Source organism: Microbacterium sp., from assembly GCF_051953575.1.
GTDB lineage: Bacteria > Actinomycetota > Actinomycetes > Actinomycetales > Microbacteriaceae > Microbacterium.
In genome coordinates this window covers 1-19,309 of sequence record NZ_JBQCIP010000023.1, presented here as the reverse complement: position 1 = coordinate 19,309, position 19,309 = coordinate 1, and the positions used below count along the sequence as shown (strand labels likewise).

General features: G+C 71.0%; 20 protein-coding genes. 8 read left to right on the top strand and 12 right to left on the bottom strand.

Going from position 1 to position 19,309, the window contains the following annotated elements; genetic code table 11:
- Window positions 1-6: 6 nt before the first annotated feature.
- On the bottom strand, window positions 7-1,314 hold the full coding sequence (locus tag ACTHNQ_RS01810; RefSeq protein ID WP_440330730.1) for a winged helix-turn-helix domain-containing protein: 1,308 nt from the start codon (window positions 1,312-1,314) through the stop codon (window positions 7-9).
- 142 nt (window positions 1,315-1,456) lie between these two features.
- On the opposite strand from ACTHNQ_RS01810, the gene ACTHNQ_RS01805 reads away from it, so the two are divergent.
- A complete protein-coding gene (locus ACTHNQ_RS01805; protein WP_440330729.1) occupies window positions 1,457-2,647 on the top strand; it encodes an AI-2E family transporter in 1,191 nt (396 codons plus the stop codon).
- The gene (gene ilvA / locus ACTHNQ_RS01800) at window positions 2,644-3,894 is read left to right on the top strand and encodes a threonine ammonia-lyase (RefSeq protein WP_440330728.1); all 1,251 of its coding nucleotides are present in this window, start codon (window positions 2,644-2,646) and stop codon (window positions 3,892-3,894) included. The genes ACTHNQ_RS01805 and ilvA overlap by 4 nt, the downstream gene beginning before the upstream one ends.
- Window positions 3,895-3,918: 24 nt before the next feature.
- Here ilvA and greA read toward each other — a convergent pair whose 3' ends face one another.
- Entirely contained in the window at window positions 3,919-4,410 is a 492-nt protein-coding gene (greA, locus tag ACTHNQ_RS01795; RefSeq protein ID WP_440330727.1) for a transcription elongation factor GreA, read from the bottom strand.
- A 137-nt stretch (window positions 4,411-4,547) separates the two neighbouring features.
- The gene (locus ACTHNQ_RS01790) at window positions 4,548-4,946 is read right to left on the bottom strand and encodes a DUF4307 domain-containing protein (protein WP_018172300.1); all 399 of its coding nucleotides are present in this window, start codon (window positions 4,944-4,946) and stop codon (window positions 4,548-4,550) included.
- Between the two features lie 130 nt (window positions 4,947-5,076).
- Here ACTHNQ_RS01790 and ACTHNQ_RS01785 point away from each other — a divergent pair, with 130 nt between their 5' ends.
- Window positions 5,077-5,421, top strand: coding sequence for a hypothetical protein (locus ACTHNQ_RS01785; RefSeq protein WP_440330726.1), 345 nt, complete (start codon window positions 5,077-5,079; stop codon window positions 5,419-5,421).
- A gap of 44 nt (window positions 5,422-5,465) precedes the next feature.
- Here ACTHNQ_RS01785 and trhA read toward each other — a convergent pair whose 3' ends face one another.
- Window positions 5,466-6,209 (bottom strand): PAQR family membrane homeostasis protein TrhA, encoded by a 744-nt coding sequence (trhA, locus tag ACTHNQ_RS01780; protein WP_440330725.1) that lies wholly within the window; start codon window positions 6,207-6,209, stop codon window positions 5,466-5,468.
- Between the two features lie 112 nt (window positions 6,210-6,321).
- Here trhA and ACTHNQ_RS01775 point away from each other — a divergent pair, with 112 nt between their 5' ends.
- The 4 genes from ACTHNQ_RS01775 (at window position 6,322) to ACTHNQ_RS01760 (ending at window position 10,759) form a co-directional block, all read left to right on the top strand.
- Window positions 6,322-7,107 (top strand): isoprenyl transferase, encoded by a 786-nt coding sequence (locus ACTHNQ_RS01775; protein WP_440330724.1) that lies wholly within the window; start codon window positions 6,322-6,324, stop codon window positions 7,105-7,107.
- 60 nt (window positions 7,108-7,167) lie between these two features.
- Complete coding sequence (locus ACTHNQ_RS01770) at window positions 7,168-8,298, top strand: aminotransferase class V-fold PLP-dependent enzyme (protein WP_440330723.1); 1,131 nt, start codon at window positions 7,168-7,170, stop codon at window positions 8,296-8,298.
- Between the two features lie 201 nt (window positions 8,299-8,499).
- Window positions 8,500-9,855 carry a PhoH family protein gene (locus ACTHNQ_RS01765; RefSeq protein ID WP_440330722.1) on the top strand — a complete coding sequence of 452 codons (1,356 nt, stop codon included), beginning with the start codon at window positions 8,500-8,502 and terminating at the stop codon, window positions 9,853-9,855.
- Window positions 9,856-10,036: 181 nt separating this feature from the next.
- Entirely contained in the window at window positions 10,037-10,759 is a 723-nt protein-coding gene (locus ACTHNQ_RS01760; RefSeq protein WP_440330721.1) for a hypothetical protein, read from the top strand.
- Window positions 10,760-10,846: 87 nt separating this feature from the next.
- On the opposite strand, the gene ACTHNQ_RS01755 is transcribed toward ACTHNQ_RS01760, so the two are convergent.
- The 8 genes from ACTHNQ_RS01755 to ACTHNQ_RS01720 are packed head-to-tail and all read right to left on the bottom strand — an operon-like array spanning window position 10,847 to window position 18,504.
- Window positions 10,847-11,503 (bottom strand): response regulator transcription factor, encoded by a 657-nt coding sequence (locus ACTHNQ_RS01755; RefSeq protein WP_440330720.1) that lies wholly within the window; start codon window positions 11,501-11,503, stop codon window positions 10,847-10,849.
- Window positions 11,500-13,002 (bottom strand): ATP-binding protein, encoded by a 1,503-nt coding sequence (locus ACTHNQ_RS01750; protein ID WP_440330719.1) that lies wholly within the window; start codon window positions 13,000-13,002, stop codon window positions 11,500-11,502. The genes ACTHNQ_RS01755 and ACTHNQ_RS01750 overlap by 4 nt, the downstream gene beginning before the upstream one ends.
- Before the next feature lie 46 nt (window positions 13,003-13,048).
- Window positions 13,049-14,443: a class II fumarate hydratase gene (locus ACTHNQ_RS01745; protein ID WP_440330718.1), complete on the bottom strand. Its 1,395-nt coding sequence runs from the start codon at window positions 14,441-14,443 to the stop codon at window positions 13,049-13,051.
- A gap of 41 nt (window positions 14,444-14,484) precedes the next feature.
- The gene (locus tag ACTHNQ_RS01740) at window positions 14,485-15,126 is read right to left on the bottom strand and encodes a carbonic anhydrase (RefSeq protein ID WP_018172291.1); all 642 of its coding nucleotides are present in this window, start codon (window positions 15,124-15,126) and stop codon (window positions 14,485-14,487) included.
- Window positions 15,123-15,770: a DUF4245 family protein gene (locus ACTHNQ_RS01735; RefSeq protein WP_440330717.1), complete on the bottom strand. Its 648-nt coding sequence runs from the start codon at window positions 15,768-15,770 to the stop codon at window positions 15,123-15,125. The genes ACTHNQ_RS01740 and ACTHNQ_RS01735 overlap by 4 nt, the downstream gene beginning before the upstream one ends.
- Window positions 15,770-16,024 (bottom strand): exodeoxyribonuclease VII small subunit, encoded by a 255-nt coding sequence (locus tag ACTHNQ_RS01730; protein WP_018172289.1) that lies wholly within the window; start codon window positions 16,022-16,024, stop codon window positions 15,770-15,772. The genes ACTHNQ_RS01735 and ACTHNQ_RS01730 overlap by 1 nt, the downstream gene beginning before the upstream one ends.
- Before the next feature lie 9 nt (window positions 16,025-16,033).
- Window positions 16,034-17,329, bottom strand: coding sequence for an exodeoxyribonuclease VII large subunit (xseA, locus tag ACTHNQ_RS01725; protein ID WP_440330716.1), 1,296 nt, complete (start codon window positions 17,327-17,329; stop codon window positions 16,034-16,036).
- Window positions 17,326-18,504: a low temperature requirement protein A gene (locus ACTHNQ_RS01720; protein ID WP_440330715.1), complete on the bottom strand. Its 1,179-nt coding sequence runs from the start codon at window positions 18,502-18,504 to the stop codon at window positions 17,326-17,328. Before ACTHNQ_RS01720 ends, xseA begins: the two co-directional genes overlap by 4 nt.
- Before the next feature lie 115 nt (window positions 18,505-18,619).
- On the opposite strand from ACTHNQ_RS01720, the gene ispH reads away from it, so the two are divergent.
- Window positions 18,620-19,309 (top strand): 4-hydroxy-3-methylbut-2-enyl diphosphate reductase (gene ispH / locus ACTHNQ_RS01715; protein WP_440330752.1); only part of this gene is annotated, 690 nt, incomplete at its 3' end.

The window sequence follows — 19,309 nt, the reverse complement described above, 5'->3', positions numbered from 1 at the left end:
TCCACGCTAACCCGCGAGCCCCTCCTCGGCGAGCTCGTCACCCGCCGGCTCGTCGTCGGCCAGCGCGACGGGCGCCGACGGGCCCGCGTCGTGGCGGGATGCCTCGGGCAGCACACGCACCAGGTCGTCTGTGGCATCGCCCCACGCCGAGACCGAGATGCGCTCGAGTCCTTGCCAGGACGCCGCGAGCCGGAGCTGATCGGCCAGCAGCGGTGCGGCATCCGCAGGTCGTCCGTGCTCCCACCACGCCGACTGCACCCGCAGCGTCGACGCCGCACGGTCCGCCTTGAGGTCGACTCTGCCGACGAGGTCGTCGCCGATGAGGACGGGCAGCGAGTAGTAGCCGTACCGCCGCTTGGGTGCCGGGGTGTAGATCTCGATGCGGTACTCGAAGTCGAAGAGCCGTTCGGCGCGGTCGCGGAACCACACCACCGGATCGAACGGTGTCAGGATGGCGGCGGCGTCGATGCGGCGCGGCACCGTCGCATCGGCGTGCAGCCACGCCGGCGCGGGGCGGCCCGCGCTCGTCCATCCCTCCACCGTCACCGGGTGCAGCTCCCCGGCGTCGACGAGGTCGCCCACCGCGGCCAGCACGGCCTTGCGGTCGGCGATCCGCCAGTAGTCGGCGAGGTCGGCAGCCGTGGCGACGCCGTACGCACGCGCGGCGCGTGAGACGAGCTCGCGCACGGCGTCCTCGCGCGGCACCTGCGCCTCGAGCGCCGAACGGGGGATCACCTGCTCGGCCAGCGCGTACCGGCGCTCGAACCCGCGGCGTCCGGCGATAGCCACCTCTCCGAAGAGCCACAGGTGCTCGAGGGCGTGCTTGACGACGTCCCAGTCCCACCACGGGCCGCGAGCGCCCTTCTTGGCGTCGTGCTCGATCTGCGCGGGCCGCAGCGGGCCGCGGGCGGCGAGCTCCGCACGGACCCAGTCGACGATGTCGCGGTTCGTGTCGAACCAGCCGCCGGGTGCGCTGCCGTACTTCTCACGCAGCGCGTCCATGCGGAAGCGGAAGAGTCCCCAGTCGGATGCCGGGATGAAGGCGGCGACGTGCGCCCAGTACTCGACGTACGGGGCACGGCGGGCGAACAGCAGCCGATCGAGCGCTGCCGTGTCGTAGGACCCGACACGCGCGAACAAGGGCATGTAGTGGGATCGCGCGAACACGTTGACGGAATCGATCTGGAGGGTCGCCATGCGCGCGAGGGCGGCGTTGAGCTGTCGTGTGCCGGCGGCCTCGGGGCGGGCGCGCGCGAACCCCTGTGCGGCGAGGGCGACCCGGCGCGCCTCAGCGGCGCTCAACGTGGACTTCACGCGCGCCACAGTAGTCCGAGCCCCCGACACTCCGCCTGCCTCCGTGGATCGCGGCGTCCCGTCGCATTCATGACCGTCGCGGAATGCGGCGCGCCTAGACTGGGCCAATGGTGCGGAACGGGCGAACGAGGAGATTGTGCGGATGACCGGCTCCGATGACAAGCCCCGAGGCTCGCTTTTCGACGCGATCCGGGATCGCAGTCGCGTCGTCTCCACCGAGACCTCCGCGGCCGTGCCGCACGGGCTCCGGATCGCCACCGCGTACGCGTGGCGGTTCCTCGTGCTCGCTGCCGCCATCGGCGTGGCGGTGTGGCTCGTCATCCAGCTGAAGCTGCTGGTGATCCCGCTCCTCATCGCGATTCTCGTCACGGCGCTGCTGTGGCCCGCGTTCGCGTGGATGCTGCGCCACCACGTCCCTCGCTGGCTGGCGATCGTGATCACACTCGTCGGCACCCTCGCGATCGTCACCGGCCTGCTCTGGCTCGTGGTGTGGCAGATCATGTCGCAGTGGGGCTCCGTGCAAGCGAGCACCGAAGCGGCGGTCGAGCAGTTCCGGCAGTATCTGCTGAGCAGTCCGTTCGACATCTCCGAGAAGGACATCAACGGCTGGCTTGCGACCGCGAGCGACTTCCTGCAGCAGCAGGCCGAGCTGCTGTGGAGCGGTGCGCTCGCGATCGGCACCACGATCGGTCACGTCGCCACCGGCGCGGTGCTCGCACTGTTCATCCTGTTGTGCCTGCTCGCCGACGGCGGCGGGATCTGGCGCTGGACGCTCCGCCTGTTCCCCAAGAAGGCGCGCCCCGCCGTGGACGGCGCGGGCCGCGCGGGCTGGATCACCGTCGTCAACTACGCGCGCACGCAGCTCCTGGTCGCCACCATCGACGCGATCGGCATCGGCCTCGGCGCGGCGCTGCTCGGCGTGCCGCTGGCCATCCCGGTCGCGGTGCTGGTGTTCCTCGGCGCGTTCGTGCCGATCGTGGGTGCCGTGGTGACCGGCGCGGTCGCGGTCTTCCTGGCCCTGGTCTACAACGGCCCGTGGATCGCCCTGTGGATGCTCGTGGTCGTGCTCGGCGTGCAGCAGCTCGAAGGGCACGTCCTGCAGCCGCTCCTCATGGGCTCGGCTGTCAAGGTCCACCCGCTCGCGGTCGTCCTCGTGGTCGCCGGCGGCGCGATGATCGCCGGCATCCCCGGCGCCCTGTTCGCCGTCCCGTTCGCCGCGTTCGTCAACGTCGTCGCGGTGTACATCGGCGAACGCGCGTGGGAGACCGGCGCGAGACCCACCGGCGACCTCATCTGGAGCACCGTCCCCCGACCCAGGAGAACCCGTTCGTGAGCACGCCCCCCGCGTCCGCCGTCCATCGCCCGACCCTGGCGGACTTCGAGGATGCCGCCGCGGTCCTCGACGGCGTGATCTCGCACACCCCGCTCGACGAATCGCTGCACCTCTCTGAGGTCCTGGGCGTTCCCGTGCACCTCAAGCTCGAGAACCTGCAGCGCACCGGCTCGTTCAAGATCCGCGGCGCCACCTACCGCCTCTCGCGCCTCACGGCCGAAGAGCGTGCCCGCGGCGTCGTCGCGGCCTCGGCCGGCAACCACGCCCAGGGTGTGGCGCTGGCGGCCAAGGCCCTCGGCATCCCCGCGACGATCTTCATGCCGCTGGGCGTGCCCGTGCCCAAGCTGCTGGCGACCCGCGGCTACGGCGCAGACGTCGTGCTCGAGGGTGCGACGGTCGAGACGCCGCTGCGGCTCGCGGCGGAGTTCGCCGAGCGCACCGGCGCCGTGTTCATCCACCCCTTCGACCACCCCGACGTCATCGCGGGCCAGGGCACGCTGGGCCTGGAGCTCATGGACGACCTGCCCGATGTCGAGACGATCGTGCTCGGCATCGGCGGCGGCGGCCTCATCGCGGGCGTCGCTGCGGCCGCGAAGGCCCGTGCCGCGGTCGAGGGGCGGACGGTGCGCATCATCGGAGTGCAGGCCGAGAACTCGGCCGCCTACCCGCCCTCACTCGCCGCGGGTCACCCGATCGATGTCGCAACACTGCCGACGATCGCCGACGGTATCGCGGTCGCGCGCCCGGGCGACCTGCCGTTCGAGATCATCCGCGACCTGGTCGACGAGGTCGTCACCGTCAGCGAGGACGACATCGCCCGCGCCCTCCTGGTGCTGCTGGAGCGTGCCAAGCAGGTCGTCGAGCCTGCGGGAGCGGTCGGCGTGGCCGCGATCCTGGCAGGGAAGGTCACCGCGAGCGGACCCACGGTGACGGTGCTCTCGGGCGGCAACATCGACCCGCTGCTGCTGCAGCGCGTCGTGGCGCACGGGCTGGCGGCATCCGGTCGCTACATGTCGCTGCGCATCCCGCTGCCGGACCGGCCGGGTCAGCTCGCCCGTGTGTCGGACCTGCTGGCGATCGCCGGCGCGAACGTCATCGAGGTGCTGCACACCCGGCACGGCCAGGGCCTGCAGATCAGCGAGGTCATCCTGCAGCTGAGCGTCGAGACCCGCGGCGAGGAGCATCGCGCGCACGTCATCTCGGTGCTCGAGGAGGCCGGCTTCGCCCCGACCGTCGTCATCGACTAGACGACCGGGGCGCCGGCCGGACGGTCACTGACCGTTGTAGGTCTCGACCTTGACGATCTCGACGGCGATCTCGCGGCCGTTCGGCGCCGTGTACGAGGTCTTCTCGCCCTCTCTGCGTCCGAGGATCGCGGTGCCCAGCGGCGAGGCCTCGCTGTAGACGTCGAGCTCGCTGCCGACGGCGATCTCACGATTGCCGAGCAGGAAGACTTCTTCGCCGCCGGCGACGATCGCCGTGATCACGGTGCCCGGCTCGACGACGCCGTTGCTCTCGGGCGCCTCGCTGACGGTGGCGGTCTTCAGCAGCTGCTGCAGGGTGCGGATGCGGGCCTCCTGCTTGCCCTGCTCGTCTTTGGCGGCGTGGTAGCCGCCGTTCTCCTTGAGGTCGCCCTCTTCGCGCGCGGCCTCGATGCGCTTGGCGATCTCTTCGCGACCGGTCGTCGACAGCTGCTCGAGCTCGGCGGCCAGACGGTCGTATGCGTCCTGCGTGAGGAACGTCACGGGTGCATCGTTGGACACGGCTGACTCCTTGGGGTCCGGGGGATAAACCGAACGCCCCGGCTCTCGGCCAGGGCGCGATTCTCGATGAACTCCCGCCAGACTACGTCACGGCGCGCAGACAGGCAAAACGTGTGCGACCGTGTCGGCCGGCCGCGTCAGCCGGCGACGACCCAGCACGAGTTGACGAAACCGGTCGTCGCGAGGGCGGTGGTGGGGATCACCTCGCGGAACGCGCGCGCGTGCTCCTCGGATGCCGGGAACTCGACGACGCGCCAGCCGACGACGCCGTGCTCCTGGTCCTGCGCCTCGATCGCGCACGCCACCGCGGATCCCGGGGGAGCGGTGATCTGGAACCCGAGCGAGACCGAATGCTGATCGACGACCTCGAAGGCCGTGGTGTCGGAGTCCACGTCGTCCAGTGCGCCGCGCACCGTGAACCAGCCGAAGAGCGCCACGACGGCGAGGGCGACGGCGAGACCGCCGCCGATGAGCCAGCGGCGTGCCGGGGAGCGGCGACGGCCGTAGCGCTCGTCGAGCATCTCCTGCGTGGTCACGCCGCTCCTCTCGGGCCCGCGGCCGTCCCAGGCGGAACGGCCGGAAGATTAGGCTGGAACTCCAGGCTATGCGCTTCCGCGCGTCGCCGATGACCGTGCCCGCACCGGCGGGCAGAGCGAGGACCCCCCCATGCTTCACGAGATCGCCGCTGCCGTCAGCATCGCGATCGTCGGCGCCGCCGAATCGCCGGCCCCGACGCCGACCCCGACGCCTCCGGTCAACCCCGACCTCGTGACCCCGGGAGTCGTCGGCTTCGTCGCGACGGCGTTCGTGGCGATCGCCGTGATCCTGCTCGTGTGGGACATGATGCGGCGCATCCGTCGCGGACGCGTGCGCGCCGATATCCGCGAGGAGCTGGATGCCGAGGAGCAGGCCGCGCGCGCCGTCGAGGCGACCGAGACCGACGACGACGAGGTCGACGCAGCGGGCGACGGCAGGGACGGCGGGGACGAGCGGCGGCCGCCGCAGGGCTGAGCGGGACGGCATCCCGTCCGCTCGCCCAGCGGGGACGTCGACGCTCAGCCGGGCAGGCCGAGCGACGGCGACAGCGGGTGCAGGGCGATGATCAGGCAGGCCGTCCAATGGCACAGAAAGGCCAGCACCGTGCACACGTGGAAGATCTCGTGGAAGCCGAAGTGGCCCGGCCACGGGTTCGGGCGCTTGAGCGCGTACACGATCGCCCCGCCCGTGTAGAGCAGCCCGCCCACGGCGACGAGGATCATCATCGCGGCGCTGGCCCGGAACAGGGGGACGATGTACATCACGGCCGCCCACCCCAGTAGGAGATAGAGCGCGACGTACAACCAGCGCGGGGCGTGGATCCAGAAGACGCGGAACAGGATGCCGAGGAGGGCCCCGCTCCAGACGAGGATCAGCAGCAGCGCGCCCTGCTGCGGCGGCAGCGCGAGCACCGCGATGGGCGTGTAGGTGCCGGCGATGAGCAGCAGGATGTTGGCGTGATCGATCCGCTTCAGGATCGCCTTCGTCTTCGGCTTCCAGTTGAACCGGTGGTACAGCGCCGAGTTGCCGAACAGCAGCAGGGACGTCGCCATGAACACCGCCGAGGCCCACTTGGCCGGGGCGCCCTGCGCGAGGACGATGAGCACCACGCCCGCCGCGATCGCGACCGGGAAGGTCGCAGCGTGGATCCAGCCGCGCCAGGTGGGCTTGAGGTCGGGCGTCGCCGCGTCGACCGCGGCCGCGTCCATCAGCGGCAGCACGGGGACCTCAGGGGCCCGGGGGACACGGCGACGACGGCTCATGCACCCAGCGTAGGTCCCGGCGCATGCCCCGCACGGAACATACCTGGTCCCGGGGAGCGCGGGACCCGGTGCCACGCTACGGACACCGCGCCGGGCGGGGTAGCGTAGGCGTGTGGCGCGCGGCGAGACGAACGAGGGCAGGGGCCCTCTCTATCGGCTCTACATCAACCGGCTCCGGCGGCGCCTGGATCCGGCATCCGCCCCTCGCCATGTCGCGATGATGATCGACGGCAACCGGCGCTGGGCGAAGCAGCTCGGCTACGACTCCGCGGCGCACGGACACCGCGCGGGCGCGGCGAAGATGAAGGAGTTCCTGCGCTGGTGCGACGACGTCGGCATCCGCGTCGTGTCGCTGTACCTGCTGTCGAACGACAACCTGCGCAAGCGCGACTCGCGCGAGCTGGCGGACCTCATCGAGATCATCGCGCAGCTGGCGGATGAGCTGTCGCACGAGCGGGACTGGCGTGTGAAGCACGTCGGCCGGGCCGATTCGCTGCCGGTGGATCTCGCCCGCGTGCTCGCCGACGTCGAAGAGCGTACGAAGGGCAACCCCGGCATGCACGTCAACCTCGCGGTCGGCTACGGCGGCCGCGGCGAGATCGTCGACGCCGTGCGCAGCATCATCGCGCAGCACCAGCAGGAGGGCGGCTCGCTCGAAGACCTCGCCGCGAGTCTCACCCCCGAGCAGATCGGCGAGCATCTCTACACAGGGGGCCAGCCCGACCCCGACCTCGTCATCCGCACGTCGGGGGAGCAGCGGCTGAGCGACTTCCTGCTGTGGCAGTCCGCGCACAGCGAGTTCTACTTCGTCGAAGCGCTCGGACCGGATCTGCGCGAGGTCGACTTCCTCCGTGCGATCCGCGACTTCACGTCGCGCGACCGCCGCTACGGCGGCTGACGCACCGGCTGCCCGGCGCCGGAAGGGCAGCGTGCGCGCGGCACCGCGCGCTCTGCCAGAATGATCCGCGTGACCGATCTGGACGCGTACCTCGCCTCGTTCGACGGCGAACCGGGCTATCTCGACTGGGCCGCGTTCGGCCCCCTCTCTCCCGCGGTGCGCAGCGAGGCGCAGGGCGACACCGAGCTGCTCGGATCGGGCCGGCGCACGAGCATCGACCTCGTGGCCGACCACGTGCGCGAGGCCCGCGAGCTCGTCGCCGAGCTGATCGGAGGGGATGCGGCACAGGTCGTGCTGCAGCCGTCGACCACGTACGGTCTCATGCACGCGATCTACGGCCTGGCGGGTGGTCTGATGCTGGGACGCGGGGAGTTCCCGAGCCTCACGGTCGCCGCGACGCGCGCATCCGAGGCGCTCGGCTCGCTGCAGCTGCAGTGGCTCGACCCCGTCGACGGCATGATCACGCCCGACGTCGTGCGTGAAGCGCTCACGGACGAGACGCATGCGGTCGCCGTCAGCCTCGTCGACTTCCGCACCGGCTACCGCGCCGACCTGTCCGCGCTGCGCGACATCATCGGTGACCGCCTGCTCATCGTCGACGCGGTGCAGGGCTTCGGCATGGTCGATGCCGACTACCTCGCCGCCGACGTCGTGTGCGGCCACGGCTACAAATGGCTGCGCGCCGGTCGCGGCACCGGATTCGCATGGTTCGGCGACCGGGCGCTCGAACGCATCGCCCCGGTGCTGTCGGGCTTCCGCGGCGTGGAGGGAGACCTGACCGTCGACGACGTCCCCGCGCCCGCCCCCTCGGCGCAGGCGTTCTCCATCTCGGGCGCCGACACGCTCGCCGCCGCGCGGCTGGCGACGGCGCTGCGCGAGGTCGCCGACGTCGGCGTGGACGCGATCGAAGCCGAGCTCGCCGCGCGGGCGTCCGACGTGATGTTCTTCGCCGATCGGTACGAGGTGCCCGTCGTCACGCCGCGTGAGCCCGAGCGGCGCGCCGGCATCGTCACGCTCGAACCCGCTCCGCAGGATGCGGCGCCGCTGGCGGCATCCCTCGCCAACCACGGTCTCACCGTCACGACGCGCGCCGGACGCATCCGCGTCGCGCCGCACGTCGGCACGGGCGCCGACACGCTGCGCCTCTTCGGCGATGCGCTGGCGGCGTTCGCCTCTGCACGCGTCTGGTGAGCGGATGCCGGCAGCCGCCGGCATCCGTGTCACGAAAAGTTCATCTGCAATCTGCGTGTCGGGCGTCCCCGATGTCGGTGGGCCGTCGTACTTTGATCGCATCGGGCAAGGAGCCCGATCGAGTCGGCCTCAGGATCACGACTCGTGACTCACCGGTCGACTCGTGACTGCCGGGTGAACTACCCGGGGCGGGAGTGGGTTGTGACCACACGAGCACCACACGAGCAGCGCAGTCAGGATCTAGAGCAGGTCGCAGAGTCCGATCAGGACCTGCGCACCTACGTCCTCGACACGTCGGTGCTGCTGAGCGATCCGCGGGCATTCTTCCGCTTCGCCGAGCACAACGTCGTGATCCCGGTCGTGGTGATCACCGAGCTCGAAGGCAAGCGGCACGATCCCGAGATCGGCTACTTCGCCCGCCAGGCCCTGCGCCACCTCGACGAGCTGCGCGTCGAGCACGGCCGCCTCGACTTCCCGGTCCCGGTCGGGCAAGGCGGCACGCTGCGGGTCGAGCTGAACAACACCGACTCCGGGGTGCTCCCGTCGGGCATGCGCCTCGGCGACAACGACAGCCGCATCCTCGCGGTCGCGCTGCACCTCGCCCACGACGGGCAGGAGGTCACCGTCGTCTCGAAGGACCTGCCGATGCGGGTGAAGGCGGCATCGCTCGGCGTCAGCGCCGAGGAGTACCTCGCCGAGCAGGCGGTCGACTCCGGCTGGACGGGCATCTCCGAGATCGACGTGTCCGGCGACGACATCAGCGACCTGTACGAGAGCGAGGTCGCCGCCAGCGACGACGTCAAGGGCCTGCCGGTCAACACGGGCCTGATCATCCATTCGGAGCGGGGGTCGGCACTGGGCCGGGTCGTCGGCGACGGCGAGTACCGGCTGGTGCGCGGTGACCGCGAGGTCTTCGGGCTGCACGGACGTTCGGCCGAGCAGCGCATCGCGATCGACCTGCTGCTCGACCCCGACGTGGGGATCGTGTCGCTCGGCGGTCGCGCCGGCACCGGCAAATCGGCTCTCGCCCTCTGCGCGGGTCTGGAGGCCGTGCTGGAGCGGCAGCAGCAGCGCAAGATCATCGTGTTCCGACCCCTGTTCGCCGTGGGCGGGCAGGAGCTCGGCTACCTGCCCGGCGACCAGCAGGAGAAGATGAACCCCTGGGGCCAGGCGGTGTACGACACCCTCGGCTCGGTGGTCTCGGGCAACGTCCTCGACGAGGTCGTGGAGCGCGGCATGCTCGAAGTGCTGCCGCTGACCCACATCCGCGGCCGGTCGCTGCACGACGCCTTCGTGATCGTCGACGAGGCGCAGTCGCTGGAGCGCAACGTGCTGCTCACGGTGCTGAGCCGGATCGGCCAGAACTCGCGGGTCGTCCTGACGCACGATGTGGGTCAGCGAGACAATCTGCGTGTCGGCCGTCACGACGGCGTCGCGTCGGTCATCGAGACGCTCAAGGGTCACGGTCTGTTCGGCCACGTGACGCTCGTGCGGTCGGAGCGCTCGGCCATCGCCGCACTGGTCACCGACCTGCTCGAAGCCGGCGAACTCGCCTGAGCAACAGCCCCGCTCGGGCGGTGCGCACCGACACGAGCCGGGCCGGGATGCCTCATCCCGGCCCGGCTCGTGTCGTGCCTGAGCATGAGAAGAGTCTCATCGCGATCCGGTGCTGCGCGCCGTCGGCGTCTGTCACCATGGAGGGGAGGAACTGCGACAGCAGGGAACTGGGGATCGGACTGTGGACGCACGAACCGGGCTCGTGATCGGCGGTATGACCGCCGTTGCGGCGAGCGTTGCCGTCGTGTGCGCCGTCGCGATGACCAACACCGCCGCGCTCAAGGACTCGCCCGCGACGACCGTCGCCTCTGCACGGATCCTGGTGCCGGCCTCGTCGTCGACACCCACGGCGACCCCGACACCCACGCAGCCAGAGATCCCCCTGACCTCCGACGAGGCAGAGATCGTCGAGGCGCCCGCGCCGACCGAGGTCGAACCGTCGGCGCCGAGCGCGCACAACCCGCCCCGCACGCCGCCACCGGCGGAGCAGCCTCAGGTTGCGGCACCCGGCGACGATGTCGACTCGGTGATCGAGGCCGCCCGCGCCGCAGGGACGTGGGACTCGCTGCGGGCATGGGCGACGGCCAACGGCTGGTCGAACGGACGCATCGAGTCCCTCATCGACCGCTTGGAACGAGCCGCAGAGGCTGAGCGGCAGAAGGGCGACTCTCAGCTGCAGGCTCCCGACAAGGGGACGGCCACGCAGAAGGACTCGGCTGCCACCGACGGTGGCAGCGCCGAGCGCCTGTTGCAGGCGCCGCTTGCATCGACGAACCAGGACGGCGGGCAGAAGCCCTCGCACCCCCAGCACCCCGCGCACGCGGGTTCGAACGGGAACGGCAGCGGCGCCGGTCCCGACGCGAAGAAAGACCAGCCGCGCAATTCCCCAGACAAGCGCGGCTGACGGCGGTCGGATCCCCCAGTCCGGCCCTTCACAGCCCCCGGCGTCCCCCAGCGCCGGGGGCTTCTTCGTGCGCGGGCGTCGGGCAGCTCACTCCCAGCGATAGCCCGCGCCGCGCACCGTCACGATGTGGTCCGAGCCGAGCTTGCCTCTCAGGTACCGGACGTACACGTCGACCACGTTCGATCCCGGGTCGAAGTCGAGCCCCCACACTCGGCTCAGCAGCAGCTCGCGGCTGAGCACCCGTCCCGGGTTGCGCAGGAACTGCTCGGCGAGCGCGAACTCGCGCGCCGACAGGTCGACCTCGCGGCCGGCGACGCTCGCGCGACGGGCGAGGATGTCGAGCACGACATCGTCGTGCGACACCGACACCCCCGGCTGGGGCAGGCTCTCGCGCAGCCGGGACCGGACGCGCGCGAGCAGTTCCTCGAACGTGAACGGCTTCGGCACGTAGTCGTTGGCTCCGGCATCCAGTCCGGCGACCGTGTCGCGGGTGCTGGAACGTGCCGTCAGCATGATCACCGGCACGGCGGAGCCGCGGGCGCGCAGCGCGCGCAGCACCTCGAAGCCGTCCATCGTCGGCAGGCCGACGTCGAGCAGCACGAGATCCGCGTCGCCGCGCAGCGCGGCTTCGAGCGCTTCGGGGCCGTCCTCGACCACGAGCGTCTCGTAGCCCGCGGATTCGAGTCCGCGGCTGACGAACGCGGCGATCCGCGGCTCGTCCTCGACGATGAGGATCCTCGTCATCCTGATGCCTCCCGTTGCAGCACGACATCGCCCGCGCGCACGGGAGCCGGCAGTTCCGCCTCGGACAGAGGCAGGTGGATGGTGAAGGTGGCGCCGCCGCCGGGAGTGTCGGTGACCGCACACTGACCGCCGTGTCCCTTCGCGATCGCGTCGACGATCGCCAGGCCCAGGCCTGAGCCGCCGACCGTGCGGTGCACGTGGGCACGGTCGAAGCGCCGGAAGATGCGCACCCGCGCCGCGGGCGGGATTCCGGCGCCGTGATCGCGCACCCAGAGCCGGGCGCCGTCCGGCCCGACGGCGCTGCCGATCTCGATCGGGCTGCCGGCCGGCGTGTACTTGGCCGCGTTGTCGGCGAGCTGCAGCCACGCCTGCAGCAGACGATCGGCGTCGCCCGCCACCCGCGCGTCGGCCTGCGCCTCGACGGTCCACGTGTGGTCGGGGATCACGGCGACGAGCTCGCCCACGCGAGCCGTCAGCGCCGCCAGGTCGACGGGCGACATCGTGTACGAGTCCGCTTCAGCGGCCGCGAGCAGGTCGATGTCTTCGACGAGACGTGCGAGCCGGTCGAGCTCCGAGATCCCGATGTCGCGCGCCGAGGCGACGTCGACGGCATCCTGTGGGTTCATGAGCTCCAGGTGGCCCCGCACGATCGTGATGGGCGTCTTGAGCTCGTGACGCACGTCGTCCAGCAGCTGCCGCTGCACGTCGACGGAGCCTTCGAGCCGGTCGAGCATCGAGTTCACGGTGCGCGACAGGTCGGCGATGTCGTCGTTCCCGTGCGGCTCCAGGCGCGCGGAGAGGTCGCTGATCGAGATCGCGTCGGCGGTCTCGCGCAGATGTCGGATCGGCGAGAGCAGCCGCCCTGTCACGAACCAGCCCACGACCCCTACGGCGGCGAGCACCACGAGCGCGGCGACGACGTACGTCGACATCGCGAAGGTGATCGGCTGGAGCTCCGCGCCGAGGTCGATCGCGCGGATGTAGAGACCCTGCCGGGGGTCGCCCGGCATGGACACCGGGATCGCGATGTACCGCAGCGATCCGGCGTCCGTGGCGACGGTGCCCATCTTCGTCGCACCGCTCTTCGTGTCGGCGATGGCGCGGTCGATGAGCTGCTGGTTGTGGAGGATGCTGAACCCCGACAGCGTGGAGGGGACCCAGCGCGGCACACCGTCGACGAGCGCGACCGACGCCTCGTTGCCCGCGGGCACGAGGCGCGCGACGACCGCCTTCAGGTAGTCGTCGATGTTCGAATACGCGTTGATGTCGAGCTCGTTCGTCGCCTCGGATGCGCTGCCTGCGGCGGCCTTCGGGTCTTGGGCCACCGCCTGCAGCGACTTCACCTGTGTCGTGAGGCGCTCGTTGACGCCCGCGATCGCCTGTTCTCGCTGCACCAGGAACGTCACGCTGCCGACGATCGCCAGTCCCACGCACGCCACCGCCAGGATCGCCGAGAGGATCCTGACGCGCGCGGGGATCGGGCGAGCCGGACGGGACATGTCCTGATTATCCCGCCGACGCAGCACGTGCGGCACAGGGGCTTTTTCAGCCCGGGTGCGTCATCGAGAGCAGGTCGAGCTTCTCATCGAGCTGCTCGAGCGTCAGCTCGCCCCGCTCGACGTAGCCGAGGTCGATGACGGCCTCGCGCACCGTGATGCCCTTGGCGACCGAGTGCTTGGCGATCTTCGCGGCCGCCTCGTAGCCGATGAGCTTGTTGAGGGGCGTCACGATCGACGGCGACATGCCCGCGTAGGCCGCCGCACGCTCGACGTTGGCCTCGAGGCCCGTGATGGTCTTGTCGGCGAGGACGCGCGACACGTTCGCGAGCAGCTCGATCGACTCGAGCACGGCGCTGCCCATGATCGGGATCGCGACGTTCAGCTCGAACGAGCCCGATGCGCCGGCCCACGCGACGGTTGCGTCGTTGCCGATGACGCGCGCACAGACCATGAGCGTCGCCTCGGGCACGACCGGGTTGACCTTGCCGGGCATGATGGACGACCCGGGCTGCAGGTCGGGGATGTGCAGCTCGCCGAGGCCGGTGTTGGGGCCGGAGCCCATCCAGCGCAGGTCGTTGTTGATCTTGGTGAGCGAGACCGCGATGGTGCGCAGTGCTCCGGATGCCTCGACCAGGCCGTCGCGGTTGGCCTGGGCCTCGAAGTGGTCCTTCGCCTCGGTGATGGGCAGCTCGGTGTCGGCGACGATGAGCTCGATGACCCGCTGCGGGAAGCCGAGGGGCGTGTTGATGCCGGTGCCGACGGCGGTGCCGCCGAGCGGGACCTCCGCGACGCGGGGGATGACGGCCTGCACGCGCTCGATCCCGAGGCGGATCTGGCGTGCGTAGCCGCCGAACTCCTGGCCGAGCGTGACCGGGGTCGCATCCATCAGGTGCGTGCGACCGGACTTGACGACCTCTTTCCACTCCTCGGCCTTGGCCTCGAGTGCGACCGCGAGGTGGTCGAGCGCCGGGATGAGGTCGTCGATGATCTCCTGGGTGACGGCGATGTGCACGGAGGTCGGGAAGACGTCGTTGGACGACTGCGAGGCGTTCACGTGGTCGTTCGGGTGCACCGTCGAGCCGAGCGCGCGGGTCGCGAGCGTCGCCAGCACCTCGTTCATGTTCATGTTCGACGACGTGCCGCTGCCGGTCTGGTAGACGTCGATCGGGAACTGGTCGGCGTACTCTCCGGCGATGATGAGGTCGGCGGCACCAGCGATCGCGTCCGCGATCGCGCCGTCGAGGGTGCCGAGCTCCTTGTTCGCGAGCGCCGCCGCCTTCTTGATCCGGGCCAGCGCGACGACCTGGGCGGGCTCCAGGCGGTCGCCCGAGATCGGGAAGTTCTCGACGGCGCGCTGCGTCTGCGCGGCGTAGAGGGCGTTCTTGGGCACGCGCACCTCGCCCATGGTGTCGTGCTCGATGCGGTACTCGGTGTCGGTCACGTCGTTGTTCCTCACGTGTGTCGGGATGGATTCGGGAGTGTTCAGGCGTCGATGCCGACCGACACCACGGGCACGGCGGTGCCCTCGGCGAGCCGGTAGTTGGCGCCGACGATGCCGAGGGCGCCGGAGGCCACGGCATCGCTGATCAGCTCGGAGGACTGCAGGATCTCGGCGACGGTCGTGCTGAGGTGTTCGCGTCCGACGGCCTCGGCGTCGATCCCGGCCGTCGTGGTGACGGTGTCGGATGCCCGCTGCACGCGGCGGACCGCCGGGACGATCGGTGCGATCAGGCGCCAGATGTGCGGCGGCAGGGCAGGGGTCTCGGGGTCGGTGCTGTCGATCGCGGCACGCACCGCGCCGCATGCGTCGTGTGCGAGCACGACGATCAGCGGCACCTTCAGAACGGCGACCGCGTACTCCAGGCTGCCGATGACGGAGTCCGACACCACCTGGCCCGCGTTGCGGACGACGAACAGGTCGCCGAGGCCGTTGTCGAAGATGATCTCAGCGGCCAGCCGCGAGTCGGAGCAGCCGAACAGCACGGCCTGGGGACGCTGTCCGTCCGCGAGCTCGTGGCGGCGGTCCACATCCTGGTGGGGATGCTTCGGCTCGCCGGCGACGAAGCGCGCGTTGCCGCGCAGCATCTCGCTCCAGACATCGGCGGGTGTCGGGGCGTCGCTCACGGGGCCTCCTGGCGCAGTGCGGTGATCTGGTCTGTCACGGAGCGCGCGGTCTCTTCCAGCGCGTCCTGGGTCGTCGTGCCGTAGATGAGCACGGTGTCGGTGCCGGCGTTCGTCGACAGGGCGACCGAGATGTTGCCGGTGCGTTCGGGATCGAGCTCGTAGCGGTCCCACGTGATGCCGTCGATGGTCACCGTGTCGTCGGGCGCCGAGCCCGAGAGGACGCGGGTGACCCACGACGCGTCGGCGTCGAAGCCCTGCGACACGTTGACGAACCCGCGGGCGTTCTCGTCCGCCGGCGCGTAGACGACGTTGAACGCCTCCACCCGGTCCCCGCTCTCGATCCCGGCGAGGTTCACCACCCACTCGTCCGACATCTCGGGCACGATGACGGTGCGGTCCTCGGCGGCGGCGACCCGCTCGGCGGCGGCTGCGACGTCGATGGGCTCGCGTTCCGGGGCGGTGCCGCGGGGCACGGCGAACATGATCACGGCGACCACGGCGAGGGTCACCAGCAGAGCGGCGATGAGGTTGCGGACGTTCTGGCTCGACCGGTAGACGCGCGACGACTCCGCCTTGCGGGCGGCCGTCTCATCGGGCGTCTCGGGGCGTCCGAGCTCGGCGACGACGCGGGGTCCGTGGGCCATCAGCGGCTTCCGTCCTCTTCGCCGCGGGCACCGCCGTCCGCGGAGGCCCGTGCCGCATCCAGCCGCCGCTTCGCGCCGAGCAGCCACTCCTCGCAGCGCGCGGCGAGAGCCTCGCCGCGCTCCCAGAGGGCCAGCGAGTGCTCGAGCGTCGGCGCGCCCTGCTCGAGTTCGGCGACGACGCGGACGAGTTCGTCGCGCGCCTGCTCGAACGAGAGGGACGCCACGTCGGGAAGAGCCTCGGTCGACGCGGTCATGCCTCTATCCTACGTGGCGAGCGGCGCCCCTCCTTCGCCCGCGACCTCGCCGTCGGAGTGGGCGGCGAACGCCCCGCGCCCCACGGTCACGACGAGGGGAGTGGATGCCGGCGCCTGCGCGGCGTCGCGCACGATGACCCCGTCCTCCAGGTGTGCGATGGCGTACCCGCGGGCGAGCGTCGACGCGGGCGAGAGGGCGCGGAGGGTGGCGCGGAGCTCGGCCGTGCGGCGCTCGTGCTGCTGCAGCGCGCGGTCGACGCGGTCGCGGCCGCGCGCCGCGAGCAGCTCGACCTCGTGCGCGCGCGTCGTGAGCATCGCCTCGGGCGTGCGCAGCACGGGGCGGGAGCGCAGCTGCTCCAACTGAGCGATGTCGTGCCCGATGCGCTGGGTCAGCCGCATCGTCATCCTGGCCCGCAGCTGTCCGACCAGGGCCCGCTGCTCGGCGACGTCGGGGACCACGCGCTTGGCGGCATCTGTCGGCGTCGACGCCCGCAGGTCGGCCACGTCGTCGAGCAGCGGGTGGTCGTTCTCATGGCCGATGGCGCTCACGACGGGAGTGGATGCCGCCGCCACGGCGCGCAGCATCCGCTCATCGCTGAATCCAAGCAGCGTCTGCGGGTCGCCGCCGCCGCGGGCGATGACGATGACGTCGATCTCGGGATCGGCGTCGAGCGCCTTGAGCGCGGCGATGGTCTCGGGAACGCAGCGGTCGCCCTGCACGGCGGCGTACTTCGTGCGGAACCGCACCTGAGGCCAGCGCAGTTCGGCGTTGCGGTGGACGTCCTTCTCGGCGTCCGAGTTCTCGCCGGTGATGAGGCCGATGAGGTGGGGGAGGAAGGGGAGCGGCTTCTTGCGGGACGCGTCGAACAGCCCCTCCGCGCGCAGTTGCGCGCGGAGACGCTCGAGGCGCTCCAACTGGTCGCCCAGCCCCATGTGCCGCATGGCCGACACCGAGAAGCCGAAATCGCCGCTCTTGACGTAATAGTCGGCCTTGACGCACGCGATCACGTGGTCGCCCACTTTGAGGTCGCCCGGCAGCCGGTCGCGCGTGGACGACCAGATGCGGAACGAGATCGTCGAGTCGGTCACCAGGTCTTTGAGGCGTCCGAAGACGTTGCCGCCGCGCACATTGAACCCGGTGATCTCGCCCTCGACCCACACGGATCCCCACGTCTGCACGAAGCCGCGGATCGTGTCGTTCAGGCGTGCGACCGATGTCGGTGCGTCGGGGCTCGAGTCGCGCGGGCGGACGGAATCCGCGGGGGGCGGCTCGCCGGGCACCGCGGCCGGCTGGAAGGTCGTCATGAGGCCTCCGTCGTGGGGGTGAGGGGTGAGGCCGCGCGCGGCTGCCGCACGTTCTCGAAGACGAGCACCCCGGTGACGATCGCCAGCAGGCACGCCAGCTGGAGGGCGCCGGATGCGGCGGCGCCGACCCACGCGGTCGCCGTCGCCAGCACGGCGGCGACGAGTCTCGCGCCCACCGGACCGAGGTCGAGCGTGCCGCGGTACGCCGCGTCGCCGGCGAGGTAGAGCGCCACGCCACAGGCGATCAGCCATGCGTCGGGAGTCTCGAGCGCGCTGAACGGCGCCGCGAAGAGGCCGTGGAGCCCGGCCGCGAGCAGCAGCAGGCCGAAGATCATCACGAGGTGGTCGACGTAGAACGCCACGAGCGCGAGTCCGGTGCGCCGCTCCGGAGCCACCGCTGCGATGCGCGCCTCGGCCCGGGTGTCGTCGCCGTCGAAGTAGCACCACCACAGCGCGGCGACCAGCGCCACGGCGAGCACCGTGCCGACCAGCAGCGGCGCCTCGATCGCATGGCCCGTCGCCCCCACGCCGACCGACACGATGGACTCTCCGAACGCGATGATCATCAGCAGCCCGTGGCGTTCGACCATGTGCGATGCGCCCGGGTCGAAGCCGCCGCGCGCGCTCAGCAGCGCCGAGCCGAGGAACGCCAGCAGCGGCAGGCCGAAGAGCACCCAGTCGGCCGGTCCCTCGACGAAGCCCGAGATCACCAGCAGCACGCCCACGAGCACGTTCGAGGTGCCGACGACGACCATGCGGCGGGCCGCGGCCGCGCCGCCCAGCACGATGAACAGCCCCGCGTGGATCACGGCGACCACGATGTAGGTCACGCCGAACAGCACGCCGGTCTCGCCGAACGCGTCGGGGATCGCGAGCGACATCACGAGGAAGGCGGCCATCGCCGCGATGAGCGCGATCCGGAACCCCGTGGTGTCGGGAGTGGCCTGGTTCGTCAGCCACGCGAAGGCGTCGTACATCCACCACACCAGTGCGAGCACGAGCGCCGCCTGCGCGATCCCGACGGCATCGGGCCGGTGCACGATGATCTCGGCGACACGGGTCATCGTGAAGACGAACACCAGATCGAAGAGCAGCTCGATCGTCGACACGCGAGCGGCGATGCGCGCGGCGCGCGTCGCACGCGCGGCGGGTGCGGGAGGGGTGGGGGATGCCACCCGGTCACGGTAGCGCACGCGACCGACGTCGGCACGGGTCGCGGGCCCGTCGCGCGCCGGGCTCATGCCCAGGGGCCGCCCTTAGACTCGTGGGGTGAGCAGCAGCACCGTGAGCATGCCCGTCCCGCGCGTCCCGCGGCGGCGCGAGCCGCTCCAGGACATCGCCGGCCCCGGACGCAAGCGGGTGCTCCTGGCATCGCCCCGCGGCTACTGCGCCGGCGTCGACCGCGCCGTCATCGCCGTCGAGAAGGCGCTGGAGCGCTTCGGGGCGCCCGTCTACGTCCGCAAGCAGATCGTCCACAACATCCACGTGGTCACCGAGCTGGAGAAGCAGGGCGCGATCTTCGTGGACGAGGTCGACGAAGTGCCCGAGGGCGCACACGTCGTGTTCAGCGCGCACGGGGTGTCGCCGGCGGTCGTCAACGCGGCATCCGATCGGGGCCTCCGTGCCATCGACGCGACGTGCCCGCTCGTGACGAAGGTGCACCGCGAAGCCGTGCGCTTCGCGCGCGACGACTTCGAGATCCTCCTGATCGGCCACGAGGGCCATGAAGAGGTCGAGGGCACGGCGGGCGAGGCGCCCGACCACGTCACGATCGTCAACTCGCCCGAAGAGGCCGACACCATCGAGGTGCGCGACCCGTCGAAGGTCGTGTGGCTGTCTCAGACGACGCTGTCGGTCGACGAGACCATGGAGACCGTCCGCCGCCTGCGGGCGCGGTTCCCGCAGCTGCAGGATCCGCCGTCGGACGACATCTGCTACGCCACGCAGAACCGTCAGGTCGCTATCAAGAAGGTCGCCAAG

What these genes read in the sequence shown, in the direction of transcription:
- ACTHNQ_RS01785 (WP_440330726.1), top strand. Translation starts at nt 5,077, where the DNA reads ATGCTTCACGAGATCGCCGCTGCCGTCAGCATCGCGATCGTCGGCGCC.
- ACTHNQ_RS01750 (WP_440330719.1), bottom strand. Translation starts at nt 13,002, where the DNA reads ATGTCCCGTCCGGCTCGCCCGATCCCCGCGCGCGTCAGGATCCTCTCG.
- trhA (WP_440330725.1), bottom strand. Translation starts at nt 6,209, where the DNA reads ATGAGCCGTCGTCGCCGTGTCCCCCGGGCCCCTGAGGTCCCCGTGCTG.
- ACTHNQ_RS01735 (WP_440330717.1), bottom strand. Translation starts at nt 15,770, where the DNA reads ATGGCCCACGGACCCCGCGTCGTCGCCGAGCTCGGACGCCCCGAGACG.
- ACTHNQ_RS01805 (WP_440330729.1), top strand. Translation starts at nt 1,457, where the DNA reads ATGACCGGCTCCGATGACAAGCCCCGAGGCTCGCTTTTCGACGCGATC.
- ACTHNQ_RS01770 (WP_440330723.1), top strand. Translation starts at nt 7,168, where the DNA reads ATGATCCGCGTGACCGATCTGGACGCGTACCTCGCCTCGTTCGACGGC.
- ACTHNQ_RS01755 (WP_440330720.1), bottom strand. Translation starts at nt 11,503, where the DNA reads ATGACGAGGATCCTCATCGTCGAGGACGAGCCGCGGATCGCCGCGTTC.
- xseA (WP_440330716.1), bottom strand. Translation starts at nt 17,329, where the DNA reads ATGACGACCTTCCAGCCGGCCGCGGTGCCCGGCGAGCCGCCCCCCGCG.
- ACTHNQ_RS01730 (WP_018172289.1), bottom strand. Translation starts at nt 16,024, where the DNA reads ATGACCGCGTCGACCGAGGCTCTTCCCGACGTGGCGTCCCTCTCGTTC.